The following is a 19702-nucleotide window of genomic DNA, read 5'->3' as shown; positions in this document are numbered from 1 at the left end:
AAGGGTTGACAACAGCGTGAATCCTAGATGATCTTGACACACTCGCAGATTCGGCGATATAGTAGATACAATAAGTCTTTGATTGAGGTGTAGTTATGAAATTTACAAAAGCAACGAATTATGCTCTGCACACTATGCTCATGCTCGTTACTGATTCGTCGGTTAAGCCGGTAGGTGTTCAGCAACTGGCTGAATCCCAAAATGTTTCACCAACTTATCTTTCAAAAATTTTGACGAGGCTTGTGAAGGCTGGAATGATCGAATCCGTTTCTGGAGCCAATGGAGGTTATCGCCTATCCCGTCATAAAGATGATATTACTTTTTTGGATATTATCCATGCCATTGAAGGTACGAATTCTTTGTTTGAATGTGATTTCGTCCACGGTTCTGAGTGCCTGATTCAAGCTGTAATGAGGGAAGCAGAGGAGAAAATGGAACGACATCTAAAAAATACGAAATTGGTCGATTTGGCGCAAAAGCAAGCACAAGTGTAAAGTGAGCGATTTTATATAGAAAGAGGGTGGTTGCCAGTTATGTAAAACGGTGTTTTTTTGGTTCTATCGCAGACATAAAGAGTCTTTAATATCTTTTAAAAGGAGTTGGGTGTTATGCTATACGATTGCGCTATTATTGGCGGAGGGCCTGCTGGGTTGAATGCAGCCCTCGTGCTGGGCAGGGCAAGGAGAAGTGTGGCCTTGATTGATAATAATCGGCCCAGAAATGCGGTTACGCATGCGTCGCACGGTTTTATTACAAGAGATGGCGTAACGCCATCTGAGTTCCGCCGTGTAGCTTATGAGGAAGTGCTGCGTTATCCGTCTGTTCATCATTTGCAAACCGAGGTTGTTTCGATTATGAAAAACGTATCCGGATTTGAGGGGTTTGATTCGTCAGGCCTTCGCGTTCAAGCGCGAAAATTGATATTAGCGACGGGCGTGAAGGAGATATTCCCCAAGATCGAAGGTTTTTATCCGTTATACGGGAAAAGTTTGTTTAATTGCCCTTATTGCGACGGTTGGGAGCTGCGGGATCAACCGCTTGTCCTTGTCTCTGAATCGGCGGCTATATTTCATACAGCCAAACTACTCCTTAATTGGAGCAAGGATTTGATCGTCTGTACGAACGGTCATGCATCCCTGTCGGACGAGCAAAAAGAACGGCTTCAATCCAAGGGGATAGTAGTAATAGAGCAACCTGTTGCGGCGTTCATCGGCCACAATGGAAAGCTTGAGCACGTGCGCTTTACGGATGGCACTCAAGTCCCGAGGATCGGCGGCTTCGTGACTCCCCAGTTTGTACAAAGTGCACCGTTTGGAGAACATTTGGGCTGTGAAAGAACGGAGTCGGGCGGGATCAAGACGGATGAAGCGGGGAGAACCTCCATACCTGGTGTATATGCTGCTGGGGATTCATCGTACTTCATGCCTTCTCAGTTGATTTTTGCCGCGGCCGACGGCAGTCGAACTGCTGCGAGCGTAAATATGGATTTGACAGAGGAAGATTTCAACGAATGACGAGAAATTGGAAATGTCCAATATGGAATCCGATAATAGAAAAGGCCGCCAATATGGCGGCTTTATTCTAAAATCATAGAGAGAGCAAGCAATAATAAACCAATGATCATAAAAATAAAGGACCATTTCCATCTGTTTTTTCTATCTTTCCCCTCGGGATCAGCTGCCTGTTCAACATAAAAGTTAGCCCGCATGCGGTCACCGCTGACCCCTGTTCCACTTAATATAATAGCCAGTATTATGCATGCGGCACCTGCCCACCATAAATAATCATATATCATGATGATCCCCCCATTCTTATCTTCTCTATTACCCCATTTCGTGCACCATATCATAGGTCATTCTGTGACTAAACAAGACCTTCTTTCAATAACCTCTGTATTCACAAGAACCTGAGTATGATGCCCCTGATGATGGTTAAGCCTCTCCATAAGCAAGTTTACAGCCGTTCGGGCCAAAATATCCTTTTTCACATGAATGGTTGTGAGTTCCGGGCTAATGACCTTCGCTTCATGTATATTATCAAAGCCCATGATGGAAATTTGTTCAGGCACTCGAATGTTCATTTCCTGAAACGTTTTAATGGCACTGATCGCCATATAATCATTTTCGCAAAATAGGGCCGAAGGTAGCTCGTCCAATTCATGAATAGCTGTTCTAAATGCGTCCTGTGACATCACAAGCATGGGATGCATATCAAATGTAAGCCCATTTTCTATGGAAAGATTGTGCTCCTCTAAAGCCGCCATAAACCCTTCCTTTCGTTTTTTAAAGTTCAGAATTCTGGTACTGGATTGTACGTATCCTATCTTTCTGTGTCCTGACTGAATTAAATATTGGCCTGCCTGATACCCACCGAGATAGTTATTAATAGATACGAAACTGGCATCGACGTGTTCAAAGCAAGTATCCAAAATAACAATATTGGAATGAATGGATTGTATGGAATGAATAATCTCGGAAGTTAAATTGGTGCCAAGTAGAAGTATGCCTGAAGAGGGCTGATCTTTTTCCAAAGCAGATAATTCTTCTTCGAGGCTATGGCTATCAAAAGACGAAAAAATCAAGGTGTTTCCATGTTCTCTCACCTGATTGGTAATATGATGAATTAATTCGTTAAAAAATGGAAGTGAATCATAGTGCTCTGTTACGATGTCTGTATTTTTACAGGCCACAAAACGAATCACATGATGATTTTTAATGGCTTCCTTGTTTGTCTTCATGGTGCGTGGTTTATATCCATGCTCTTGGGCTATTTTTAGAATGTGCTCCTTGGTTTCTTCACTGACTCCGGGTTTGTTATTAAAAGCAAGAGAAACAGCAGATTTAGAAACACCTGCAAGCCTTGCAATATCATCAATTTTCAATGTGGAACCCCCTATTGAACTAAACTACATAAATTATATCATTACTCAGCAAGAAAGTTTAGCTCATAAACTAAACTAAACTAAATAACTAAAAGTAAAAATTTGTTGACCTTTTATAATTTATAATGTTAATATTCAAGTGTAAAGCGCTCTAATTTAGTTTATTTCACGTAAAAAACACATAAGTTTAGTTTTTTATTTAGTTTTGTTTAGAGAATTTTGCGCATACAGCAAGAGAGGAACGGTGATTCATTTGAGTTTAAACATGGCTGAAAATCAAAGAAGTTTTACCAAAGAGGAAAAACCTTTTTTTTATTTGGCAGATACGGTGTGGAGTGTATTTACCAACGCGACGATAGAGGAGTGGAGCGATTATCTTGACTATCGGAAGATGCAAGGTTTCAATGTGTTGCAAATCAACATACTCCGACAATGGGACGCAAGTGAATCGGATCTGAATCTACAGCCGTTTGCATTAATGGAAAATGGGGATTTCGACTACCATACATTAAACGAAGCTTATTTTGACCGGGCAGAAATCATGTTGAAGATGGCTACAGAGCGTGGATTTGTTCCAGCACTGGTTCTGTTGTGGTGTAACTATGTGCCGGATACATGGGCTGAGATGTTCCAAAAAGGTAATAAAATGCCGTTTGAATGCGTTGAACCCTATGTAACGTACGTGGTAAACCGTTTTTCTCCATTTGATCCTATTTTTCTGATTAGCGGGGATAGTGATTTTCCGACCGAACGTGCCAATTCCTATTATTTAAAAGCACTGGATATTGTACAACAATTAAGCCCTGCAAGCTTAACTACGCTGCATATTCAAGGAAGATTGAGAGAAATTCCTCCAGCCTTTGAGAAACACCAGGGTCTTGGATTCTATATGTATCAATCAGGACATAATTCCGAGTTCCAACATATAGCCCATGAGATTGCTCAACATTTCTATTATAAGCCGGATATACGGCCTGTCATTAATGGAGAGCCATGTTATGAACAAATTAGTTACAGCCGCAATGTGTATGGCAGATACACAGCACTGGATGCCAGAAAAGCGGCATGGCAAAGCCTCCTTGCAGGCGGGGGTGCGGGCATTACCTACGGAGCGCATGGCATTTGGAGCTGGCACAAGAAAGGAAAGAAATTCGGCATTGTAGAAGGGGAAGGATTCGATAGTCCCTATGATTGGAGAACTGCATTGCAATTTGAGGGCGCATGGGATTATTCCTTTATTAAATATCTGTTTGAAATGTACAACCTGATTGGCGTAAAGCCGTTGGATATTGTTTTAAACAAGACAGAGGAAATCAGAGCTGCGGGGAACGAGAATACCATTGTGTTGTATGTCCCGGTTAACACAAAGGTACGACTAAGTATCAACGTGCAGGAATACAAGTTTACAACGATTGATTTAGCCGGGAAGCGGTTTGCTCAAACCGACGTGTCCGTCCAAAAGGATCAATCGGTGCTAGACATGCACAGCTTTGAAAGTGATGTTGTAATCATCGGAACGAAATAAAAACAGAGAAGAATGTGGATGGAGTGAAGCAACATGTGGAAAATCGGCGTTATTGGAACGGGATATTGGTCGGAGAAACATATCAAAGCATGGCAGTTTATCTCGGATGCAGAAATCAAAGGATTTTGTGATCGAAATAAAGGCTTACTTTTTGAAAAAGCAGATCAATTCCATGTACCTACTGAATATTGTTATACCAGCCTGGAGGAGATGCTAAGCGAAGCGGATATTGATGTCGTGGACATCATTACACCTCCTGAGACACATCTGGAACTGGTTCGACTGGCGGCCGCAGCCGGAAAACATATTATGTGCCAAAAACCTTTTGCCCGTTCTGTTGAGGAAGCTGAGCAGATAGTAAGTATTGCTGAAGCAGCAGGAGTCAGACTTATGGTGACAGAAAATTGGCGTTGGCTTGAACCTTTTCAAATTATAAAAAAATTGCTGGCAGAGAATATCGTTGGAAATATGAATGTTATACGTTATACGCATACCGATTTTTATTCACCGAGGTTTGCTCCGGAAAAAGAGCTGCCGCAGCCATTTTTCAGAGATATGCCCAAGCTTTTGTTTTATGAAATGGGAGTTCATTGGCTGGATACTTGGCGTTTCTTATTCGGTGAACCTCGGCGTTTGTATGCGGAAACCAAGCGGGTCAGTCCATACACACAAGGAGAAGACACGGGCATTATCATGTTAGGTTATGAACATTATTTCGGTCTTATGGACATGAGCTGGGCGACTCGCAGGGAACTGGATGGGCAGCTGTCGGAACAGGTTCTTCCCGATCATAAAGAACAACTGGTGATTGAAGGCGATGAGGCTACCCTAAAACTGTACAACACAGGTAAATTATGTCTCATTAATAATCAGGGAGTCGAAAAAGTATTGGTTGAAAAGACTGAATTAAACTATGAGGAAAGCCATAAAAAGCTACAGGCTCATTTTATAGATTGCCTCAACACGGGAAAAGAATTTCAAACGAGTGGTCACGACAATATCAAGACCCTTCAGCTTGTATTCGACATCTATGACAGCGCAGAAAATCATAAAGTTCATGTGTATTAAGAGGCAACAGGATGTCCATTAACGATATTGTGATGTATGTTATCGCTCTTTTTTTAGTGTTGGGTGCATTGGATGAATGTTTGGGAAATCGCTGGGGTTTGGGACAAGCCTTCAACAATGGGTTTATGACCATGGGCTCTCTTGCTCTGGTCATGATAGGGATTGTTTCCTTGGCCCCTGTACTGGCCGCGTGGTTGATCCCCATTGTTTCACCGTTATATGTGGCAATGGGTGCCGATCCGGCATCCTTTGCTAATACGATATTGGCGGTAGATATGGGGGGATACGCACTTGCGGCAGAAATGGCGCACAGCCAGCAAGCGGGCGTGTTTTCATGGGTTTTTCTAGGGACCATGTTTGGCCCAACGCTCGTATTTACGATTCCGGTTGCCCTCGGCATTTTGGAAAAAGGGGATCATCCATATTTTGCAAAAGGTATCTTGATCGGTATTAGTACCATTCCCGTTGGCTGTTTCATAGGGGGAATGATCGCCGGATTTGACGTGATTATGATTTTAAAAAATCTGATCATTCCCATGCTTCTTTCAATAATCATTATGCTGGGTTTACGTCTATTTACGGAGTATACGATCCGATGGTTCAAGTGGTTTGGTAACGGCATTAGGCTTCTATCCCTTGTCGGTTTGGCAGCGATTGGGGTCGAAACCTTAACTGGATTTGTGATTATTCCCAATATGGCTCCGTTGTCTGTCGGTGTGCAAACGGTTGGAACGATTGCTATTGTATTGGCTGGTGCGTTTCCGTTGGTTGCTTGGATTACAAAAATATTTAAAAATCCGCTTCAACGGGCAGGACGTTTGCTAAACATAGATCCATCGGCTACTGCGGGTCTTGTGGCTAGTCTTGCTCATAATATTCCTACCTTCACTTTAGTTAAAGAGATGGAGCCCAGAGGAAAAGTGATCAGTATTGCCTTTGCTGTCAGTGGATCTTTCGTTCTCGGAGGACATCTTGGCTTTGTAGCTGGAATGGACAAGAATATGGTGATTGCCATGATCGTGGGAAAACTTACAGGCGGGATCAGTGCCGTAATTGTCGCAGTTATTGCACATCCAGCTACTACGAATAGAAAAATAGAAAGCGCATCCAAGAAGGAGTGAACATGATGGATCATAAAAAAACAGCCAAAGAAGTGTTGAGAGCCGTGGGCGGAAATGAAAATGTGAACAGTGTCATTCACTGTGTCACTCGATTGAGATTCAAACTGAAGGATAATCAATTGCCAGATAAAGAAAAGATCAAGCAGATTGACGGTGTCATTACCGTTGTAGAAAGTGGTGGCCAATTTCAGGTGGTCATCGGGAATGAGGTTCCCAAAGTATACGAAGCTCTTTTGGACACCATGGGAGTAAAGCATGGAGATCAGATGGTTGAAGACGATCAAAAAAATGAAAAAGCGAGCCTATTCAGTCGATTTGTCGATGTCATTTCAGGTGTGTTCATGCCCGTTGTGGGTGTGCTCGCTGCTGTGGGGATTCTAAAAGGACTATTGGCCTTATGCACATCCCTGGGCTGGATGACGGATCAGATGGGCACGTATAAAATTTTATATGCGACAGCGGACGCTATGTTTTATTTCTTTCCGGTTATTCTAGGGTTTTCAGCAGGTAAAAAGTTTGGAGGAAACCCGTACCTGTCCGCTGTTTTGGGGGCCGCCTTGGTGTATCCGACCATTACTTCGGCCTTTACGGATAAAACGGCGCTGTCCTTTTTGACGATACCTGTCGTTCTAATTAATTATACTTCTTCTGTTATACCTATCATTATTGGGGCGTTCTTGGCAGCTAAGGTCGAAAAAATGATAAGCAAGTTTGCACCTGCTTCCATTAAAATGTTCATTGTTCCTTTTCTGACCTTGGTCATCATATCACCGATTGTTTTTCTGGTTGTCGGACCGATCGCAACTATTATCAGCGATGGGTTAGCCAAAGGCTCTATGTGGATTTACCAGTTAAGTCCGGCTGTAGCTGGTCTCGTTCTGGCCGGATTCTGGCAGGCTATTATTATCTTTGGTCTCCATTGGGCGTTTATTCCAATTCTCTTGAATAATGTAGTTACGAACGGGTTTGATCCGATTAACGGTATGTTGTTCTGTACTACGTTTGCCCAAACAGGTGCAGCTTTTGCCATTGCTTTGAAATCACGGGACCCTAAATTAAAACCCATCGCCACTTCTGCCACAATTGCGGGTTTGATGGGGGTTACTGAACCAGCTATTTACGGGGTTACGCTCCCCACCAAAAAACCGTTTATTTTAGCCTCGATTGCTGGAGGTATAGGAGGAGCTGCAGCAGGCTTACTCGGCTCAACGGCATATGGATTTGCCTCAGGTGGTATTTTTGGTATACCTCTATTCATTAATCCAAAAGGCATGGATGCAGGCTTCATCGGCTTTATTATATCTTTGGTTGTAGCTTTTGTAGTCGCATTTATTCTGACCTATCTTATCGGTTATAAAAATGCACAATCTGCGTCTGAAATTAAGGTTGCAGATGAAAACAAAGAAGAAGAAAAAACGATATTCAGTCCTCTACATGGTCAATTGATTCCTTTAACCACAGTGAAAGATGAAGCTTTCTCCAGTGGTGCGATGGGTCAGGGAGCCGCAATTATCCCCCGAGAAGGAGTAGCTTACGCACCTTTTAACGGAACTGTTGTTACCGTTTTCAAAACAAAACATGCGATTGGACTGATCTCTGAGGATGGAGTTGAACTGCTCATTCACATTGGAATTAATACGGTCAGCTTGAAGGGAAAACATTTCACTTCCTTTGTGTCTGAAGGAGATACGATTCAAAAAGGGGACAAGCTGGTTGAATTCGATCCCAAAGCTATAGAGGATGACGGATATGATATTACCACATCCGTCATTGTAACCAATACAGCCGTGTACACGGATATTTTAGTTGAAGATTCCAAGGATATTCATGCAGGAGACCGCTTACTAAAGATTAGATAGATTCCAATTCCAATATTCAATAATAAAAAAGGCAAGATAAAGCTGACGATGCCCCGTATATAAAAAGGGTTGTCGTCAGCTTTTTTTTTAATTACCTCACACCTAGCGTGTTCATCATCTGTCTGAAGGAACGCACATATTTATCCGGTGCCAACAGGTTAACGATTCGCGCCAGTCCTTTCTTGCGGATAGATTCGCGTTGAGGTACGTTGTTCATCAGGTCTAGTCCTTGCAGTATCGCCTGCAAGATGTCCCCCTGCTGATAAAATTTACCGGTTTCGTTGTGGTCAATGAATGCTCGTACTCCGTCTGAATCAGAGCTTAATACCGGGCAACGACAGGCCATCGCCTCAGCAACTGCATAGCCGAATCCCTCCACCAATGAGGTCGATAGCAAGTAGCCGCCTGAGTCGCCAATCATGGAGTAATACAGGGGCATATTGGCATGAGGTACGCTTTTAAAACGCTCGATAATGGAGGACATGCCAAGCTGAGTAAGCATTTTTTCGAATTGTATTTTATCCTCCGGCTGTGACAATGTTTCATCATAAAACATCCAGATTCGAAGATCCGCACGGTTTTGCAGCATCCAGTAAGAAATATCGACAAAATGCCTCCAGTTCTTGTTGGGCTCTAGCCGTCCAACCCAGGCAATAACCGGATTAGTTGGAGGAGTGTTAGGTACATAATTAAATACGCGGGTATCCAGCACGTTTGGAAACACATAGCGATTAAGCCATGGACACATGGTGGAGAAAAGATTCACTAAATGAGTCGTATCTGGTAGGAGCACTGCATCGGCGTAATTTTGAAGATACGGAACTGCATCTGCAACAACCCAAGCCGCTTCTTCGTGAGGGCCAAAGCCCTGCGATTCATAGATCAATATCCCCTGATAGCCCAACATTCGCAATCTGGGGAGCATAGGGTAGTCCGAAGAGACGATAATTGCATCGTAGCGATGAGTCTCCACCAGCTTTCGAATTTCTTCTTCAGAGGAAGTCGTGAACACTGGAATATCGCCGTGCAGGTTTTGCATCCCTGTACCCTGCTGATAATAGAGAAGATGACATTCGATCCCGTCCTGAATGAGCGCTTTACAACGCTGGCGGTTCAAGGTTTCTACGCCGCCGCTGGGTATATAAAAAGTAAATAGAACTTTGATCTCAATAACCTCCTTTGCCAACCACAAGCTTTAATACCAAGTTATTCAACCAACAGGACGGGGTGTGGGTTTCTATGGAAGCCTGGATTGAATTAGCGCATAATTATGACTGAGGCGAGAATCTTCCGGGGAGCGTTCTGTTGCTTCTTTCGCAAATTCACATGCTTTGTGTAAAAGGCCTAACTCGTAGCAAGCGAGGGCACCAAGATCATACAGCGTGGCGTCCCAGCAAAAATCCTCTTGCATGTACGTATCCGGTCGTGTAGAAATTTGCAGCGCTTCTTCAACCATATGATAGACGGCGGGCCAGTTCCGCGTATGATAGGCCAGCTGAGCCATTTCCGTGTAAGGTTCACGTAAATACGGTGCTTCCGCAATAGCCCGGTATAACCAACGTGTTGCCTCTTGCCATTGTTCACTTGCTTTATAGGCTCTAGAAATAAAGCGCATCGAAGCACTGCGTTCATCTGCCCAGCGTGCCTGCGGCATGGCAAGATGTTGTTGCAGCGTAGCAATGCACTCGTCCCAACGGCCATGATACATATATTCCCGCCCCAAGTAATGCATGTTGCGGTCATCCTCGGGAAACTCGCGCACAGACTGCTCCAGCAGTGGAAGGTATTGGCTGCGGGACTTGTGCGGATCGGGATCATGATACAAGCGGAGCTGGTCTGATCGGATGTTGCGTTCTTTACCCTCTCCGATATATTCAAGCACCTCGTGAACTGGGCGTACCCAGCGGTACCCGTGACGAGTGTGTATTTTTTCTTTCCAGAACCATGTATAAACGGTATCTTGCCCAGGCTGTCCATGTGTAAAGGCATATAGCATCCGGGTAGTTCCTTCCTTCCAGTTGCGTTCCAGCCGCGACCGCCAACCCTCCTCCCAGACTTCGTCCAGATCCGTACAGACACAAATATCTATATCATCAGGGACCAGCCGTAGGGACTCATTGCGAGCTTTGTCAAAACGCCAAGGAGTTACCTCTATACGATGCACCTCTGCACCCGCTTCGTGTAGCAGGGAAACAGTATCGTCTGTAGAGCCGGTGTCCGCTACAATGACAACATCGGCTTCACACATGGTGTGCATCCAGCGTTTGGCGAATCGGGCTTCATTTTTGCTAATGGCATAGACAGCTATTTTGTACCGATTCGATTGTTGCATTCCGCTTGCTCCTCCTTTGACTTACTTAAAGATTAAGGGGTGAGTGTGTGGGACATTTTTATTGGGGAGGATTCAGGATTGGGCTGAAGAACTGTCGATTATGCAGGACGTACGGGTCGTTGGGAATGTAAATGGCAGCTTGCTCGTTGTGCCAATTCGCACGTGTGTAATCCTTCATCCGAAAATGGCAAATGCATAGCTGGATATGAGGAAACCACGTTTGGTACGCGTCTTGTACCGGGCCCATCGTGTCGGGAGGATTCAGAGTGGTAGCCATGTCGTACCAGTAAATAGCTTTGGAGATCTCATTTTTATGCAAAAAATAATGACCCATCCGACAGCACAGATCAGCCCTGGGCGTATCGAAGGTCAAACTATGGAGAGCCGCCGTAATGCTTTGCTCCAGCTTGCCAAGCTGTTGTAGACAATCAGCCATTTTGCTACATGCACTAATCGCGTCCTCTGCCCAGCATTGTCCAGTATACAGAAAATCCTGGTAAACCTGCACAGCCTGCTCATATCTTTTATTGTCTCTTAACTCGTTAGCGTAATAGTAGAGGTCACGAGGAGAGAAGGCATGACCTTGGGCGAGCAATTTCTCATAGATTCGCAGGTTTCGTCCTGGAGAGACCGTGTGTGTTCTAGTGTGAGTTATGGCGATATCGGCATGTTGAATATTCCCGTTTACGGCGAGGTACTCATGCACGGCTCCGTGCCAACGGAACCCGGCTGACCTTCTAACTAAGCGGTTTCGACGAAAATGTAGGGTGACATTGCCATGATCATCAAAGGCATAGTGATAATTCATAGACACGGAATCCACGATTGGTGTGGCTGAGGAATCAAGGGTTTGCTTCAGCTCAAGCAGCTTGACGGCGTCCTGTTCCTTCAAAATATCATCGGCATCCAGCCAGAGAATGTATTCCTGCGTAGCTTGTTCAAACGAATAGTTACGTGCAAGGGCAAAATGATCTACCCATTCAAATGGAAAAATTCGATCTGTAAAGTTGCGACATATGTCAATGGTCTGATCCTGTGAACCCGTGTCCACGATGTTGATTTCATCCATAATAGGATGGATCGATTCCAGGCAACGGCCAATAGTATTTTGATCATTTTTGACGATCATGCACAGGCTGATACTGATCAATTGAGTACCACTCCTTTGGGAACCTTCTAAGGATTCAGGTCGAACATAAAGCTTTATTTATCAAGAGGTCTGATTATAGAAGCCCTGCCGCAATCGCGGCAGGGCAAGGATGACAAAGCCTAAACGGGCTGTGCGGCTTTGTCGATAAGGTATGGTACGTCGCTTAAATATAATGTGGTAGAAAAAAGAACGTTAGAGTCCGGTAGGCCCTGTAGGTCCAGTCGGCCCCGTAGGTCCGGTAGGTCCAATCGGTCCTTGTGGACCAGTGTCTCCTGTTGGTCCAATCGGGCCAGTAAATCCAAGGCCAAACGGTCCGGTAGGTCCAGTCGGCCCTGTTGGTCCAGCGGGTCCCGTAGCGCCTGTGTCGCCAATAGGTCCGACAGGCCCGATAGGTCCAGCAGGTCCGGTAAAGCCGGTGGCACCCGTAGACCCGACAGGTCCGGTAACACCTGTGTCACCCGTGGCGCCTGTAGGTCCGACAGGTCCAGTAGCACCTGTATCACCCGTGGCACCCGTAGGCCCGACAGGTCCGGTAACACCAGTGTCACCCGTGGCCCCTGTAGGTCCGACAGGTCCAGTAGCACCTGTATCACCCGTGGCGCCTGTAGGTCCGACAGGTCCAGTAGCACCTGTATCGCCCGTGGCACCCGTAGGCCCAACAGGTCCGGTAACACCGGTGTCGCCCGTGGCGCCCGTAGGCCCAACAGGTCCGGTAACACCGGTGTCGCCCGTGGCGCCCGTAGGCCCAACAGGTCCGGTAACACCAGTGTCACCCGTGGCACCCGTAGGCCCAACAGGTCCGGTAACACCAGTGTCACCCGTGGCACCCGTAGGTCCGACAGGTCCGCTAACGCCTGTAGCGCCTGTGGCACCCGCAGGCCCTGTAGCACCCGTAGGCCCGGCAGGTCCGGCTGGGCCCACAGCTCCAGCTGCACTTGCTTTAACAAGAGCAATAGAATCAATGGCTACATCAGCAGTGTTAGCCAAGGCATTTTTACTAATAACCAAAAAGGCAAAGGCTGCGTTGGCTGGAACAGGAGCTGTTACTTCATACAGGCTTTGCCATGTTCCGTTCACAGCGTCTGGCAATGTGCCTGCGCTCAAATAGGTAGTCAGCCCCGTGCTAAGGAAGCTAAAGGTTGCGTCATAGTAATACAGAAAAATGTTAACTTGAGGACTGGACAGGCTTCCTATTTTTGCAGCTGAGAGGCTTAATGTATAGCTTTCGCCTGGTGCAGCAAAAACGACCTGGGAAAGAGATGCATCTACTGCGCCTCCTGTCAGGATCGCACTATAAAAGTTTGTCTTTTTTACGGATAAGTTAGTGACGGTCACATTTGCAGCGTTCCAAAAAAGGGTAGATCCAGTCTCGAAGTCGCCGTTATTAACTAGATTGGTAAATAGTACGGTCATCGTTTTTTATACACTCCCTTCACACGTTGTAATGATAGTAGATGCGAATCCACGCCGTGGCGAACCGTACAAGTTTACGAGGGCAGATGCGCATTTCCATGTTCACATTTTAGACACATTATTTTAAGCTTCTATTTAAGTGACGTTAAGCTGGAGTTATATGTGGGGGGGTATCATTAGAGTTTAAAAGTGTAGCATGAGGCGAGGAGAGACCGTTTCGCGAAGGCTTTGGGCTTCCGATCGCTGGTGCTTCTCCAGCTCCAAACCCTCCGCTCCACTGCTACCCGCTACTCATGCAACATTTTAGGTGGGAGAGTAGTAGGATGAGAGCGCTCGCCCAAAGATTGATTTGGTCGTCCAAATCTATCGCTATGGAGTTTTTTTGATATGTGTGTGTAGTTCGATATGATTTGTCAATACGATAAAGGAAAGGGTGGAACATGTGCTCAAAGTACAGCAGGTGAGCAAGTGGTATGAGGGCAACCGGGGTGTACATAAGCTGGATTTTGAAATGCAGCGCGGTGAAATTGTTGGTTTCCTGGGGCCGAATGGTGCGGGTAAAACGACAACCATGCGCATGATTACAGGGTATCTTCAACCCAACGAGGGAGTGATTACGATTGATGGTATCCCGATTCAGGATAAGGGCAGACAAGCTCGTTCCAAAATCGGTTATCTGCCGGAGACGCCCCCTTTGTATGAGGATATGTCCGTAAGATCCTATTTAAAGTTTGTAGCTAGTATTCGTGACGTGCCTGCGAGAGAGCAGAAGCTGCGTATTTCGGAGATGATTTCCAGGCTAGGACTGAATGGGCGGGAAAAACAATTAGTCCGCAGTTTGTCCAAAGGGTATAAACAGCGCTTGGGACTGGCAGGTGCGATTATTCATAACCCGGATTTACTGGTGCTCGATGAACCGACCTCGGGTTTGGACCCCAATCAGATTTTGGAGATTCGTCAGCTCATTCAGGAGATTGGCGAAAATCATACGGTATTGCTTAGCACACATATATTGCCTGAGGTGGATGCGTTATGCAATCGTGTTCTCATCATTCATGAAGGGAAACTGGTCATGGATGGGCGCCCTGACACGCTCGGCGGTTCGATGGAAGATGGATTCAAGGTGAAGGTAGAGGTTAAAGGCAAGCGTGAGCAGGTGATGGATGTCCTTCGTACTTGGGGAAAAGTAGAGGTTGAATCTATGGCGACCACGCTGCCTTCAGCGAACACGGAGCTAAGTGCCGCAGAGTCAGATATGACTGGATTGCTACTCACAGGAGCCTCCGGTGAGGATTTTCGCGAAGAACTATTTTATGTGCTGTCTGATGCGAAGCTTCCGATTTTGGAGATGAAAAAAGAAAGCCTTAGCTTGGAAAATATCTTCCAGCAGTTAACGACACGCGAGACGGAAGAAGGTCAGGTCGACGATCCAGCAGTACAAGACCTACATTCCTCGAAGAATGCAGCCCCTACGGCTATCACGGTGGAGCATGGAGATGCTGCGTCCGGGGACGATAAGGCCGAAGAAGATAAGGATACAGGAGGTAATCGGTCATGAGGCGTTTGTTCGCGGTTTGTCAAAAAGAGCTGCAAGCCTATCTGTGGACACCAACGACGTATTTTGCGCTTGCAGTGTACATGCTGCTGACGGGGTTACTTTTTTATACCAATTTTGTTATGTATCAGCCAAGCATTCTGGACTATCGGCTGGTACTCGGTGACACCTTGTCCATGCTGGTGTTCGTCGTCCCATTGCTCACGATGAGGCTGGTTGCGGAGGAATTCAGGCAAGGTACGGATGAACTGCTGCTTACCTCACCTGTGAGTGTGACGGAAATGATCGTGGGTAAATTTTTAGCGTCGTTGGGCATGTTGCTCATATTAGTGCTGTGCAGTCTAGCGTATCCGGTCGTGATGTCCTTTTATGGGTCGCTGGATTGGACGCTGGTATTAACATCTGTGATCGGTCTGTTTATGCTTGGCGCAGCCATGATGGCGATCGGCTTATTCGCTTCGACGCTTTCACAGCATCAGATGATGTCAGCGGTCGTCAGTTTTATTATTTTACTTGTGTTCTGGATGCTGGATTCGTTTGGTGGACAGACGGGTGCATCTGCGGCGGTACAGCAATGGCTGGAACCTTTTTCACTAACCGCACGGTTTGACAGTTTCACCAAAGGATTGCTGAATGGAGCCGATGTGATGTACTACGTGACGGTGGCGGTACTCTTTTTGCTATTCAGCATCCAAGTGGTTGAACGGAAACGGTGGAGGTAATGTATATGAAAAAATGGCTGGGTCATACCAATAGTGTGGTACTATCGATTGCTGCTGTAGGGATTTTTATTTTATTGACGTTATTTCTGCGTTCGCTGGGTGGCTTTCAACTGGATCTGACGGCAGGGAAGCAGTATACGCTGTCTGACCAAACGTTGACGACCATCCAGGATGTAAAGGAAGACGTACGATTGATTGCCTTTACCGTATCCACCTCGCAAAATCAGAAGCTGAACCGGGATGTTACGGATATGCTGAATGAATACGCCAAGCGTAACAGCAAGCTCAAGGTCGAGCAATACGATCTGAATCAGGAACCGATACTGGCCAAGCAATATGGTGTTACTGCAGCGTCTATTGTGTTGGTGCAGGGGGAGAAGAAACGGGTTATAGATATTGGGAGTCTATTTACGCAAGCTCAGGGGAGTGGTGAAGGGGCATACCAATTTACGGGGGAAGAAAAGCTGACGAGTGGATTGTTGGGATTATCATCTACCCGTCAAGGAAAAGTGGCCTTTCTAACTGGACATGAGGAAATCCCATTGTCCCAAATGACTGAATTAAGTAGCTCACTGTCACAAGATAATGTGAAAACAGAGGAAGTTCAGCTCAATCAGGCGGGTAGTGTACCCAAAGATGCGTCTGTATTGGCTATTGTTGGACCAGAACGTGATATCAGTGCAACAGAACTGAAGAGTATTCGTACGTATCTGAATGGTGGCGGAAAGCTTTTTATGGCACTAGGCTTTCACCCGAACATGGGGTCCGATTGGAAAAACCTTGATGCATTAGCGGCTGATTATGGAGTGAAGGACACTCATGCCATCGTGGTGGATCAAGAACAGACGAATACACTTGGACCGCTATGGACGGTTCCTACCTTCGGCAGTCATGCGATCACCGATAAGTTAGCGGCCTCTAATCTGTACCCGGTTCTTTCATTGTCTATTGCCTTGCAGGCAGGAGAGCAGAAGAATTTGAAGACGACGCTTTTGATGAAATCCTCTGCAGCCAGCTATGGTGAAACGAATATCCAAGGGCTGCTGAACAACGAAACGCAGAAGGATGACAAGGACCCGCAGGGGCCGCTGAATCTCGGTTATGCGGTAGAAGGGAAAGACAGTAAGCCCAAAGCCGTTATTCTCGGAACGTCTGCCCTCTTAAGCGACACTGAGATCAGTACAGGAGGCAATCGAGACTTTGTGCTAAACAGTCTGAATTATGTGCAGGAGCATTCTGATGGGCTCACTATTCGTCCTCGTCAGGAGCAGGATTATAAGGTAGCTTACTTGACTCCTGCACAAGCGAAGACGATATTGACCATATCTGTCATCGGATTGCCGTTGCTGTTCGCGGTCATCGGAATCTTATTATGGTGGAGGCGAAGAAGAGCATGAGAAAATGGATACCCACAGTGCTGCTGTTAGTTGTATTGGGAGCGGGTATAATCTATGCAAAGAGCCAAAACTTTTTTCATGAACAAGCGCCGGCTGCTCGTCAGCTGATTCAGCTTACGCAAGAGAATATTACGTCTTTCGCAATCACTGGAAAGGACGGCAAGTCGGTGGAACTTGAACAACATGATGGCCAATGGAGTATGAGCAAGCCACGGACTTACCCGCTAAACCAATATACAATAGACCATTGGCTAGCGGCGATTCAAAATGTAAAGTTGGGTGAAGTGGTGGAATCTTCCCCTACAGACGTAGCCAAATATGGGATCTCCGCTACCCATGATCAGATTGAGATTAAGACCAAGCAGGGTGACGTTCGTACCTTTGCTTTCGGTGAAACGTTGCCTTCCGGAGATGCTGTTTATGTATTATCAGACAAAAAAGAGATAGCTTCTGTACCTATAGATACTCTTTCAGGGTTATTGCTGGGTGCTGAAGATTTTATAGATACAACGCCGTTCGATTGGGACGATACCAAGCTGAGCGGAATAGAGTGGGAAGGCCAAAATGCTTCATGGATGCTCAAATCCTCCGGTAACAGCGGGACCGGAGACAGTGCCTCCACATCTTGGACGCTGAACGGAAAGTCAGTAGCCAGCGACACGGCGACTTCCCTCTCGCAGCAGATCAAAAACCTGGCCAGCAGTCAGGCCTTGCGCAAAGCCTCTGAGCTGAGCAAGCCTGTCCACCGCTTTACGCTAAGTGTATCGCTGGGTAAGGATGATTCCCAGCTGGTCTATCAAGGCTGGACGCTTAAAGATGATCCAGATACCGTATGGGTTGTACCGCCACAGAGTAACTGGGCTTATGGTCTGTCAGTATCTGACGTAAACCGTACTGAACAGAATGGCCACGACCAAGCTCAGGCTGGAAAATAACCATTAGTAATTAAATTAGCTGCACAAAGAGGCTCCAACGGCGGATGATCGTCGTGTGGAGCTTCTTTGTGTTCGTTATTCGTCAGGTTTGCTGCTTTTGGAAGAAGAATTGTTAGTGTCGTTTAAATCTTGGATTACTTGAATCAGCTCATGAAGTGAGAGATCCAGCTTATCCAGCTTTTCTTCCATCGTGTGCAGGATGTGCCGCAACAAAATAAAACAAAGTCCAGCCGGAAAGCCTACGTTGGTAACCAGAGAAAGAGCATCATCCATTTGCAATGTATTCCCTCCTTTTTAGCCATATATAAAGGAAGGTAAATTAAAAGAACCATATACAACTGCATGTAAAAATAGTATAATAAATAAGAACAAATGTTCTGTTTTTGGTTGTGAAATAGGTTTGGAAATTACCCTATAGTATGAGGATTAGAAAAAGTCAAATCCAAAGAGAAAGGGTGATTTACAATGGATCAGTCTCAGCTAACATTGGTAGAACAATATCGGAAGAAGCTGTACCGCATTGCCTGGAGAATCCAGTATCGTGCTCGTGTACAAACCAATCATGAATTTGTAATGGAAAAGAACGAAGCCGTCAGTGTCCCATCCTTTACAGAATCTTCAAACTCTAATATGTACACACTACAGCTTATCAACTCTCTATCTTCTGAGATCGGAAAAATGATCATCTTTGACCTTTACATACTAGATAAAACCGAAGCACAGATTGCAAAAGAGTTAAAGCTATCCCAACAGGCGGTGAATAAATGGAAAAAGAAAATGCTGAAAGAGTTATTTCGGATGCTGAGTTCGTCCAATTGCTAAAATTAGTACAAAGTGGAGATCAGGAGGCCATGTATAGGATACTTCAATTGTTCGAGGAAGACATTCAAAAGACCAGTCGATATATTCGTATGTCCCGTGAAGATGCTGTCCAAAGCATTGTGACTGATTTTATAGAAGAACTGCGACAAGAGTTAAAGACAGTGAAAAGTGGACAATGGATATAGCCTTGGCTATCCTTATCCGTAGGTTTACTTATTTAACGGAGGGCTTATAAGTTTATGATTGATAACAGGGCTTCTTTTGAGAAAAGTATGAAGATGTATCCAGTCAACAGTATTCGTTCCAATGTCATCATTCTTGTTTTATTACTGTTAGATCTGTTTCTGGTTATCCCCTTAGTGGGAAATCCATACATTGCAGTTTACGTGTATGTACTGTTGCCACCGATTGTTTTGATAAACATTTGGGCTCTAGTACTGGTCATCATGCCACGCAAATTGCAATTGAATTACATTTTATTCCGTGGTGTATTTGGTTTGATTTGTTCTATGGGCTTCATGATCATGACACAAAAGTTTGCTTATGGCATGTTGGGTCTGGATACTTCATGGTATTTTATAGGTTCTTTTGCCCTTTATGGAGTCGCTTTGTATTACTTTATAAAATATAATTTGGCGAAATTCAAAGATCCTTCAAAACATAAGAAGAAACCAAAAGTTAAGAAAAAAAACAAGAGAGCGCCTGTAGTGACGATCACCACATTTACTGGGGCTGGTTATCTGATAGCGAATGTTTCCCTCGGATTTGCTACACAACAATTAGTTGCCACAGTATTGATCAGTGTATACTCCATGCTGGCATTTGTTCTTTTTCATTTTATTATGGATTTACACCGCTACTATTGGCTTCATAAGCTGAGGAATCAGACAACAGATTGAACACAATGAAAAAAAGCCTGCAA

The 19702-nt window shown here is 45.3% G+C and carries 19 protein-coding genes and 1 pseudogene; 13 read left to right on the top strand and 7 right to left on the bottom strand.

Features of this window, described 5'->3' with window-relative positions; translation table 11 throughout:
• Positions 1–95 precede the first annotated feature (95 nt).
• Both MKY16_RS19460 and MKY16_RS19455 read left to right on the top strand, forming a co-directional pair.
• Positions 96–494, top strand: a complete 399-nt coding sequence (locus MKY16_RS19460) for an Rrf2 family transcriptional regulator (RefSeq protein ID WP_029518303.1) — start codon at positions 96–98, stop codon at positions 492–494.
• 114 nt (positions 495–608) lie between these two features.
• Positions 609–1514 carry an NAD(P)/FAD-dependent oxidoreductase gene (locus MKY16_RS19455; protein ID WP_029518304.1) on the top strand — a complete coding sequence of 302 codons (906 nt, stop codon included), beginning with the start codon at positions 609–611 and terminating at the stop codon, positions 1512–1514.
• 62 nt (positions 1515–1576) lie between these two features.
• Here MKY16_RS19455 and MKY16_RS19450 read toward each other — a convergent pair whose 3' ends face one another.
• A complete protein-coding gene (locus MKY16_RS19450) occupies positions 1577–1795 on the bottom strand; it encodes a DUF5316 family protein (protein ID WP_318628028.1) in 219 nt (72 codons plus the stop codon).
• Between the two features lie 57 nt (positions 1796–1852).
• Positions 1853–2881 carry a LacI family DNA-binding transcriptional regulator gene (locus MKY16_RS19445; RefSeq protein ID WP_069012656.1) on the bottom strand — a complete coding sequence of 343 codons (1029 nt, stop codon included), beginning with the start codon at positions 2879–2881 and terminating at the stop codon, positions 1853–1855.
• A gap of 244 nt (positions 2882–3125) precedes the next feature.
• On the opposite strand from MKY16_RS19445, the gene MKY16_RS19440 reads away from it, so the two are divergent.
• From MKY16_RS19440 to MKY16_RS19425, 4 genes are read left to right on the top strand one after another with little or no spacing between them, the layout of a single operon-like run.
• Positions 3126–4406, top strand: coding sequence for an apiosidase-like domain-containing protein (locus tag MKY16_RS19440; RefSeq protein ID WP_340956701.1), 1281 nt, complete (start codon positions 3126–3128; stop codon positions 4404–4406).
• 33 nt (positions 4407–4439) lie between these two features.
• Positions 4440–5474 (top strand): Gfo/Idh/MocA family protein, encoded by a 1035-nt coding sequence (locus MKY16_RS19435; protein ID WP_340956699.1) that lies wholly within the window; start codon positions 4440–4442, stop codon positions 5472–5474.
• An 11-nt stretch (positions 5475–5485) separates the two neighbouring features.
• Positions 5486–6595, top strand: a complete 1110-nt coding sequence (gene eutH, locus MKY16_RS19430) for an ethanolamine utilization protein EutH (RefSeq protein ID WP_340956697.1) — start codon at positions 5486–5488, stop codon at positions 6593–6595.
• Positions 6596–6600: 5 nt separating this feature from the next.
• Entirely contained in the window at positions 6601–8454 is a 1854-nt protein-coding gene (locus MKY16_RS19425; protein ID WP_069012668.1) for a beta-glucoside-specific PTS transporter subunit IIABC, read from the top strand.
• A 91-nt stretch (positions 8455–8545) separates the two neighbouring features.
• Here MKY16_RS19425 and MKY16_RS19420 read toward each other — a convergent pair whose 3' ends face one another.
• From MKY16_RS19420 to MKY16_RS19405, 4 genes and pseudogenes are all read right to left on the bottom strand, one after another.
• Entirely contained in the window at positions 8546–9640 is a 1095-nt protein-coding gene (locus MKY16_RS19420; RefSeq protein WP_340886291.1) for a glycosyltransferase family 4 protein, read from the bottom strand.
• Between the two features lie 51 nt (positions 9641–9691).
• Positions 9692–10786: a tetratricopeptide repeat-containing glycosyltransferase gene (locus MKY16_RS19415; RefSeq protein ID WP_340956696.1), complete on the bottom strand. Its 1095-nt coding sequence runs from the start codon at positions 10784–10786 to the stop codon at positions 9692–9694.
• A gap of 58 nt (positions 10787–10844) precedes the next feature.
• The gene (locus MKY16_RS19410) at positions 10845–11936 is read right to left on the bottom strand and encodes a glycosyltransferase (protein WP_318628029.1); all 1092 of its coding nucleotides are present in this window, start codon (positions 11934–11936) and stop codon (positions 10845–10847) included.
• Positions 11937–12134: 198 nt separating this feature from the next.
• Positions 12135–13349: pseudogene (locus MKY16_RS19405) on the bottom strand (NTTRR-F1 domain); the annotation flags it as partial.
• 442 nt (positions 13350–13791) lie between these two features.
• On the opposite strand from MKY16_RS19405, the gene MKY16_RS19400 reads away from it, so the two are divergent.
• The 4 genes from MKY16_RS19400 to MKY16_RS19385 are packed head-to-tail and all read left to right on the top strand — an operon-like array spanning position 13792 to position 17958.
• Positions 13792–14907 (top strand): ABC transporter ATP-binding protein, encoded by a 1116-nt coding sequence (locus tag MKY16_RS19400; RefSeq protein WP_029518314.1) that lies wholly within the window; start codon positions 13792–13794, stop codon positions 14905–14907.
• Positions 14904–15626, top strand: a complete 723-nt coding sequence (locus MKY16_RS19395) for an ABC transporter permease (RefSeq protein ID WP_029518315.1) — start codon at positions 14904–14906, stop codon at positions 15624–15626. The genes MKY16_RS19400 and MKY16_RS19395 overlap by 4 nt, the downstream gene beginning before the upstream one ends.
• A gap of 5 nt (positions 15627–15631) precedes the next feature.
• Positions 15632–17023 (top strand): GldG family protein, encoded by a 1392-nt coding sequence (locus tag MKY16_RS19390; protein WP_340956688.1) that lies wholly within the window; start codon positions 15632–15634, stop codon positions 17021–17023.
• Positions 17020–17958, top strand: a complete 939-nt coding sequence (locus MKY16_RS19385) for a DUF4340 domain-containing protein (protein WP_340956686.1) — start codon at positions 17020–17022, stop codon at positions 17956–17958. The genes MKY16_RS19390 and MKY16_RS19385 overlap by 4 nt, the downstream gene beginning before the upstream one ends.
• 75 nt (positions 17959–18033) lie before the next feature.
• Here the strand turns inward: MKY16_RS19385 and MKY16_RS19380 are convergent, their stop codons facing one another.
• Positions 18034–18231 carry a hypothetical protein gene (locus MKY16_RS19380; RefSeq protein WP_445744872.1) on the bottom strand — a complete coding sequence of 66 codons (198 nt, stop codon included), beginning with the start codon at positions 18229–18231 and terminating at the stop codon, positions 18034–18036.
• 192 nt (positions 18232–18423) lie between these two features.
• Between MKY16_RS19380 and MKY16_RS19375 the strand changes: the two genes are divergently transcribed.
• The 3 genes from MKY16_RS19375 to MKY16_RS19365 are packed head-to-tail and all read left to right on the top strand — an operon-like array spanning position 18424 to position 19679.
• Positions 18424–18780, top strand: coding sequence for a sigma-70 family RNA polymerase sigma factor (locus MKY16_RS19375; protein WP_340956682.1), 357 nt, complete (start codon positions 18424–18426; stop codon positions 18778–18780).
• The gene (locus MKY16_RS26155) at positions 18723–18965 is read left to right on the top strand and encodes a helix-turn-helix domain-containing protein (protein WP_080658658.1); all 243 of its coding nucleotides are present in this window, start codon (positions 18723–18725) and stop codon (positions 18963–18965) included. The genes MKY16_RS19375 and MKY16_RS26155 overlap by 58 nt, the downstream gene beginning before the upstream one ends.
• Positions 18966–19019: 54 nt before the next feature.
• Positions 19020–19679 (top strand): hypothetical protein, encoded by a 660-nt coding sequence (locus tag MKY16_RS19365; protein ID WP_039272637.1) that lies wholly within the window; start codon positions 19020–19022, stop codon positions 19677–19679.
• Positions 19680–19702 lie beyond the last annotated feature (23 nt).

It is taken from the genome of Paenibacillus sp. FSL L8-0641, assembly GCF_038006265.1.
GTDB lineage: Bacteria > Bacillota > Bacilli > Paenibacillales > Paenibacillaceae > Paenibacillus > Paenibacillus polymyxa_D.
This window is presented reverse-complemented; position numbering and strand designations above follow the sequence as displayed.

Coding starts and splice junctions, on each gene's coding strand:
- MKY16_RS19365 (WP_039272637.1), top strand. CDS start 19,020: ATGATTGATAACAGGGCTTCTTTTGAGAAAAGTATGAAGATGTATCCA.
- MKY16_RS19425 (WP_069012668.1), top strand. CDS start 6,601: ATGGATCATAAAAAAACAGCCAAAGAAGTGTTGAGAGCCGTGGGCGGA.
- MKY16_RS19435 (WP_340956699.1), top strand. CDS start 4,440: ATGTGGAAAATCGGCGTTATTGGAACGGGATATTGGTCGGAGAAACAT.
- MKY16_RS19460 (WP_029518303.1), top strand. CDS start 96: ATGAAATTTACAAAAGCAACGAATTATGCTCTGCACACTATGCTCATG.
- MKY16_RS19375 (WP_340956682.1), top strand. CDS start 18,424: ATGGATCAGTCTCAGCTAACATTGGTAGAACAATATCGGAAGAAGCTG.
- MKY16_RS19450 (WP_318628028.1), bottom strand. CDS start 1,795: ATGATATATGATTATTTATGGTGGGCAGGTGCCGCATGCATAATACTG.
- MKY16_RS19395 (WP_029518315.1), top strand. CDS start 14,904: ATGAGGCGTTTGTTCGCGGTTTGTCAAAAAGAGCTGCAAGCCTATCTG.
- MKY16_RS19385 (WP_340956686.1), top strand. CDS start 17,020: ATGAGAAAATGGATACCCACAGTGCTGCTGTTAGTTGTATTGGGAGCG.
- MKY16_RS19415 (WP_340956696.1), bottom strand. CDS start 10,786: ATGCAACAATCGAATCGGTACAAAATAGCTGTCTATGCCATTAGCAAA.
- MKY16_RS19455 (WP_029518304.1), top strand. CDS start 609: ATGCTATACGATTGCGCTATTATTGGCGGAGGGCCTGCTGGGTTGAAT.
- MKY16_RS19380 (WP_445744872.1), bottom strand. CDS start 18,231: ATGGATGATGCTCTTTCTCTGGTTACCAACGTAGGCTTTCCGGCTGGA.
- MKY16_RS19390 (WP_340956688.1), top strand. CDS start 15,632: ATGAAAAAATGGCTGGGTCATACCAATAGTGTGGTACTATCGATTGCT.
- eutH (WP_340956697.1), top strand. CDS start 5,486: ATGTCCATTAACGATATTGTGATGTATGTTATCGCTCTTTTTTTAGTG.
- MKY16_RS26155 (WP_080658658.1), top strand. CDS start 18,723: ATGGAAAAAGAAAATGCTGAAAGAGTTATTTCGGATGCTGAGTTCGTC.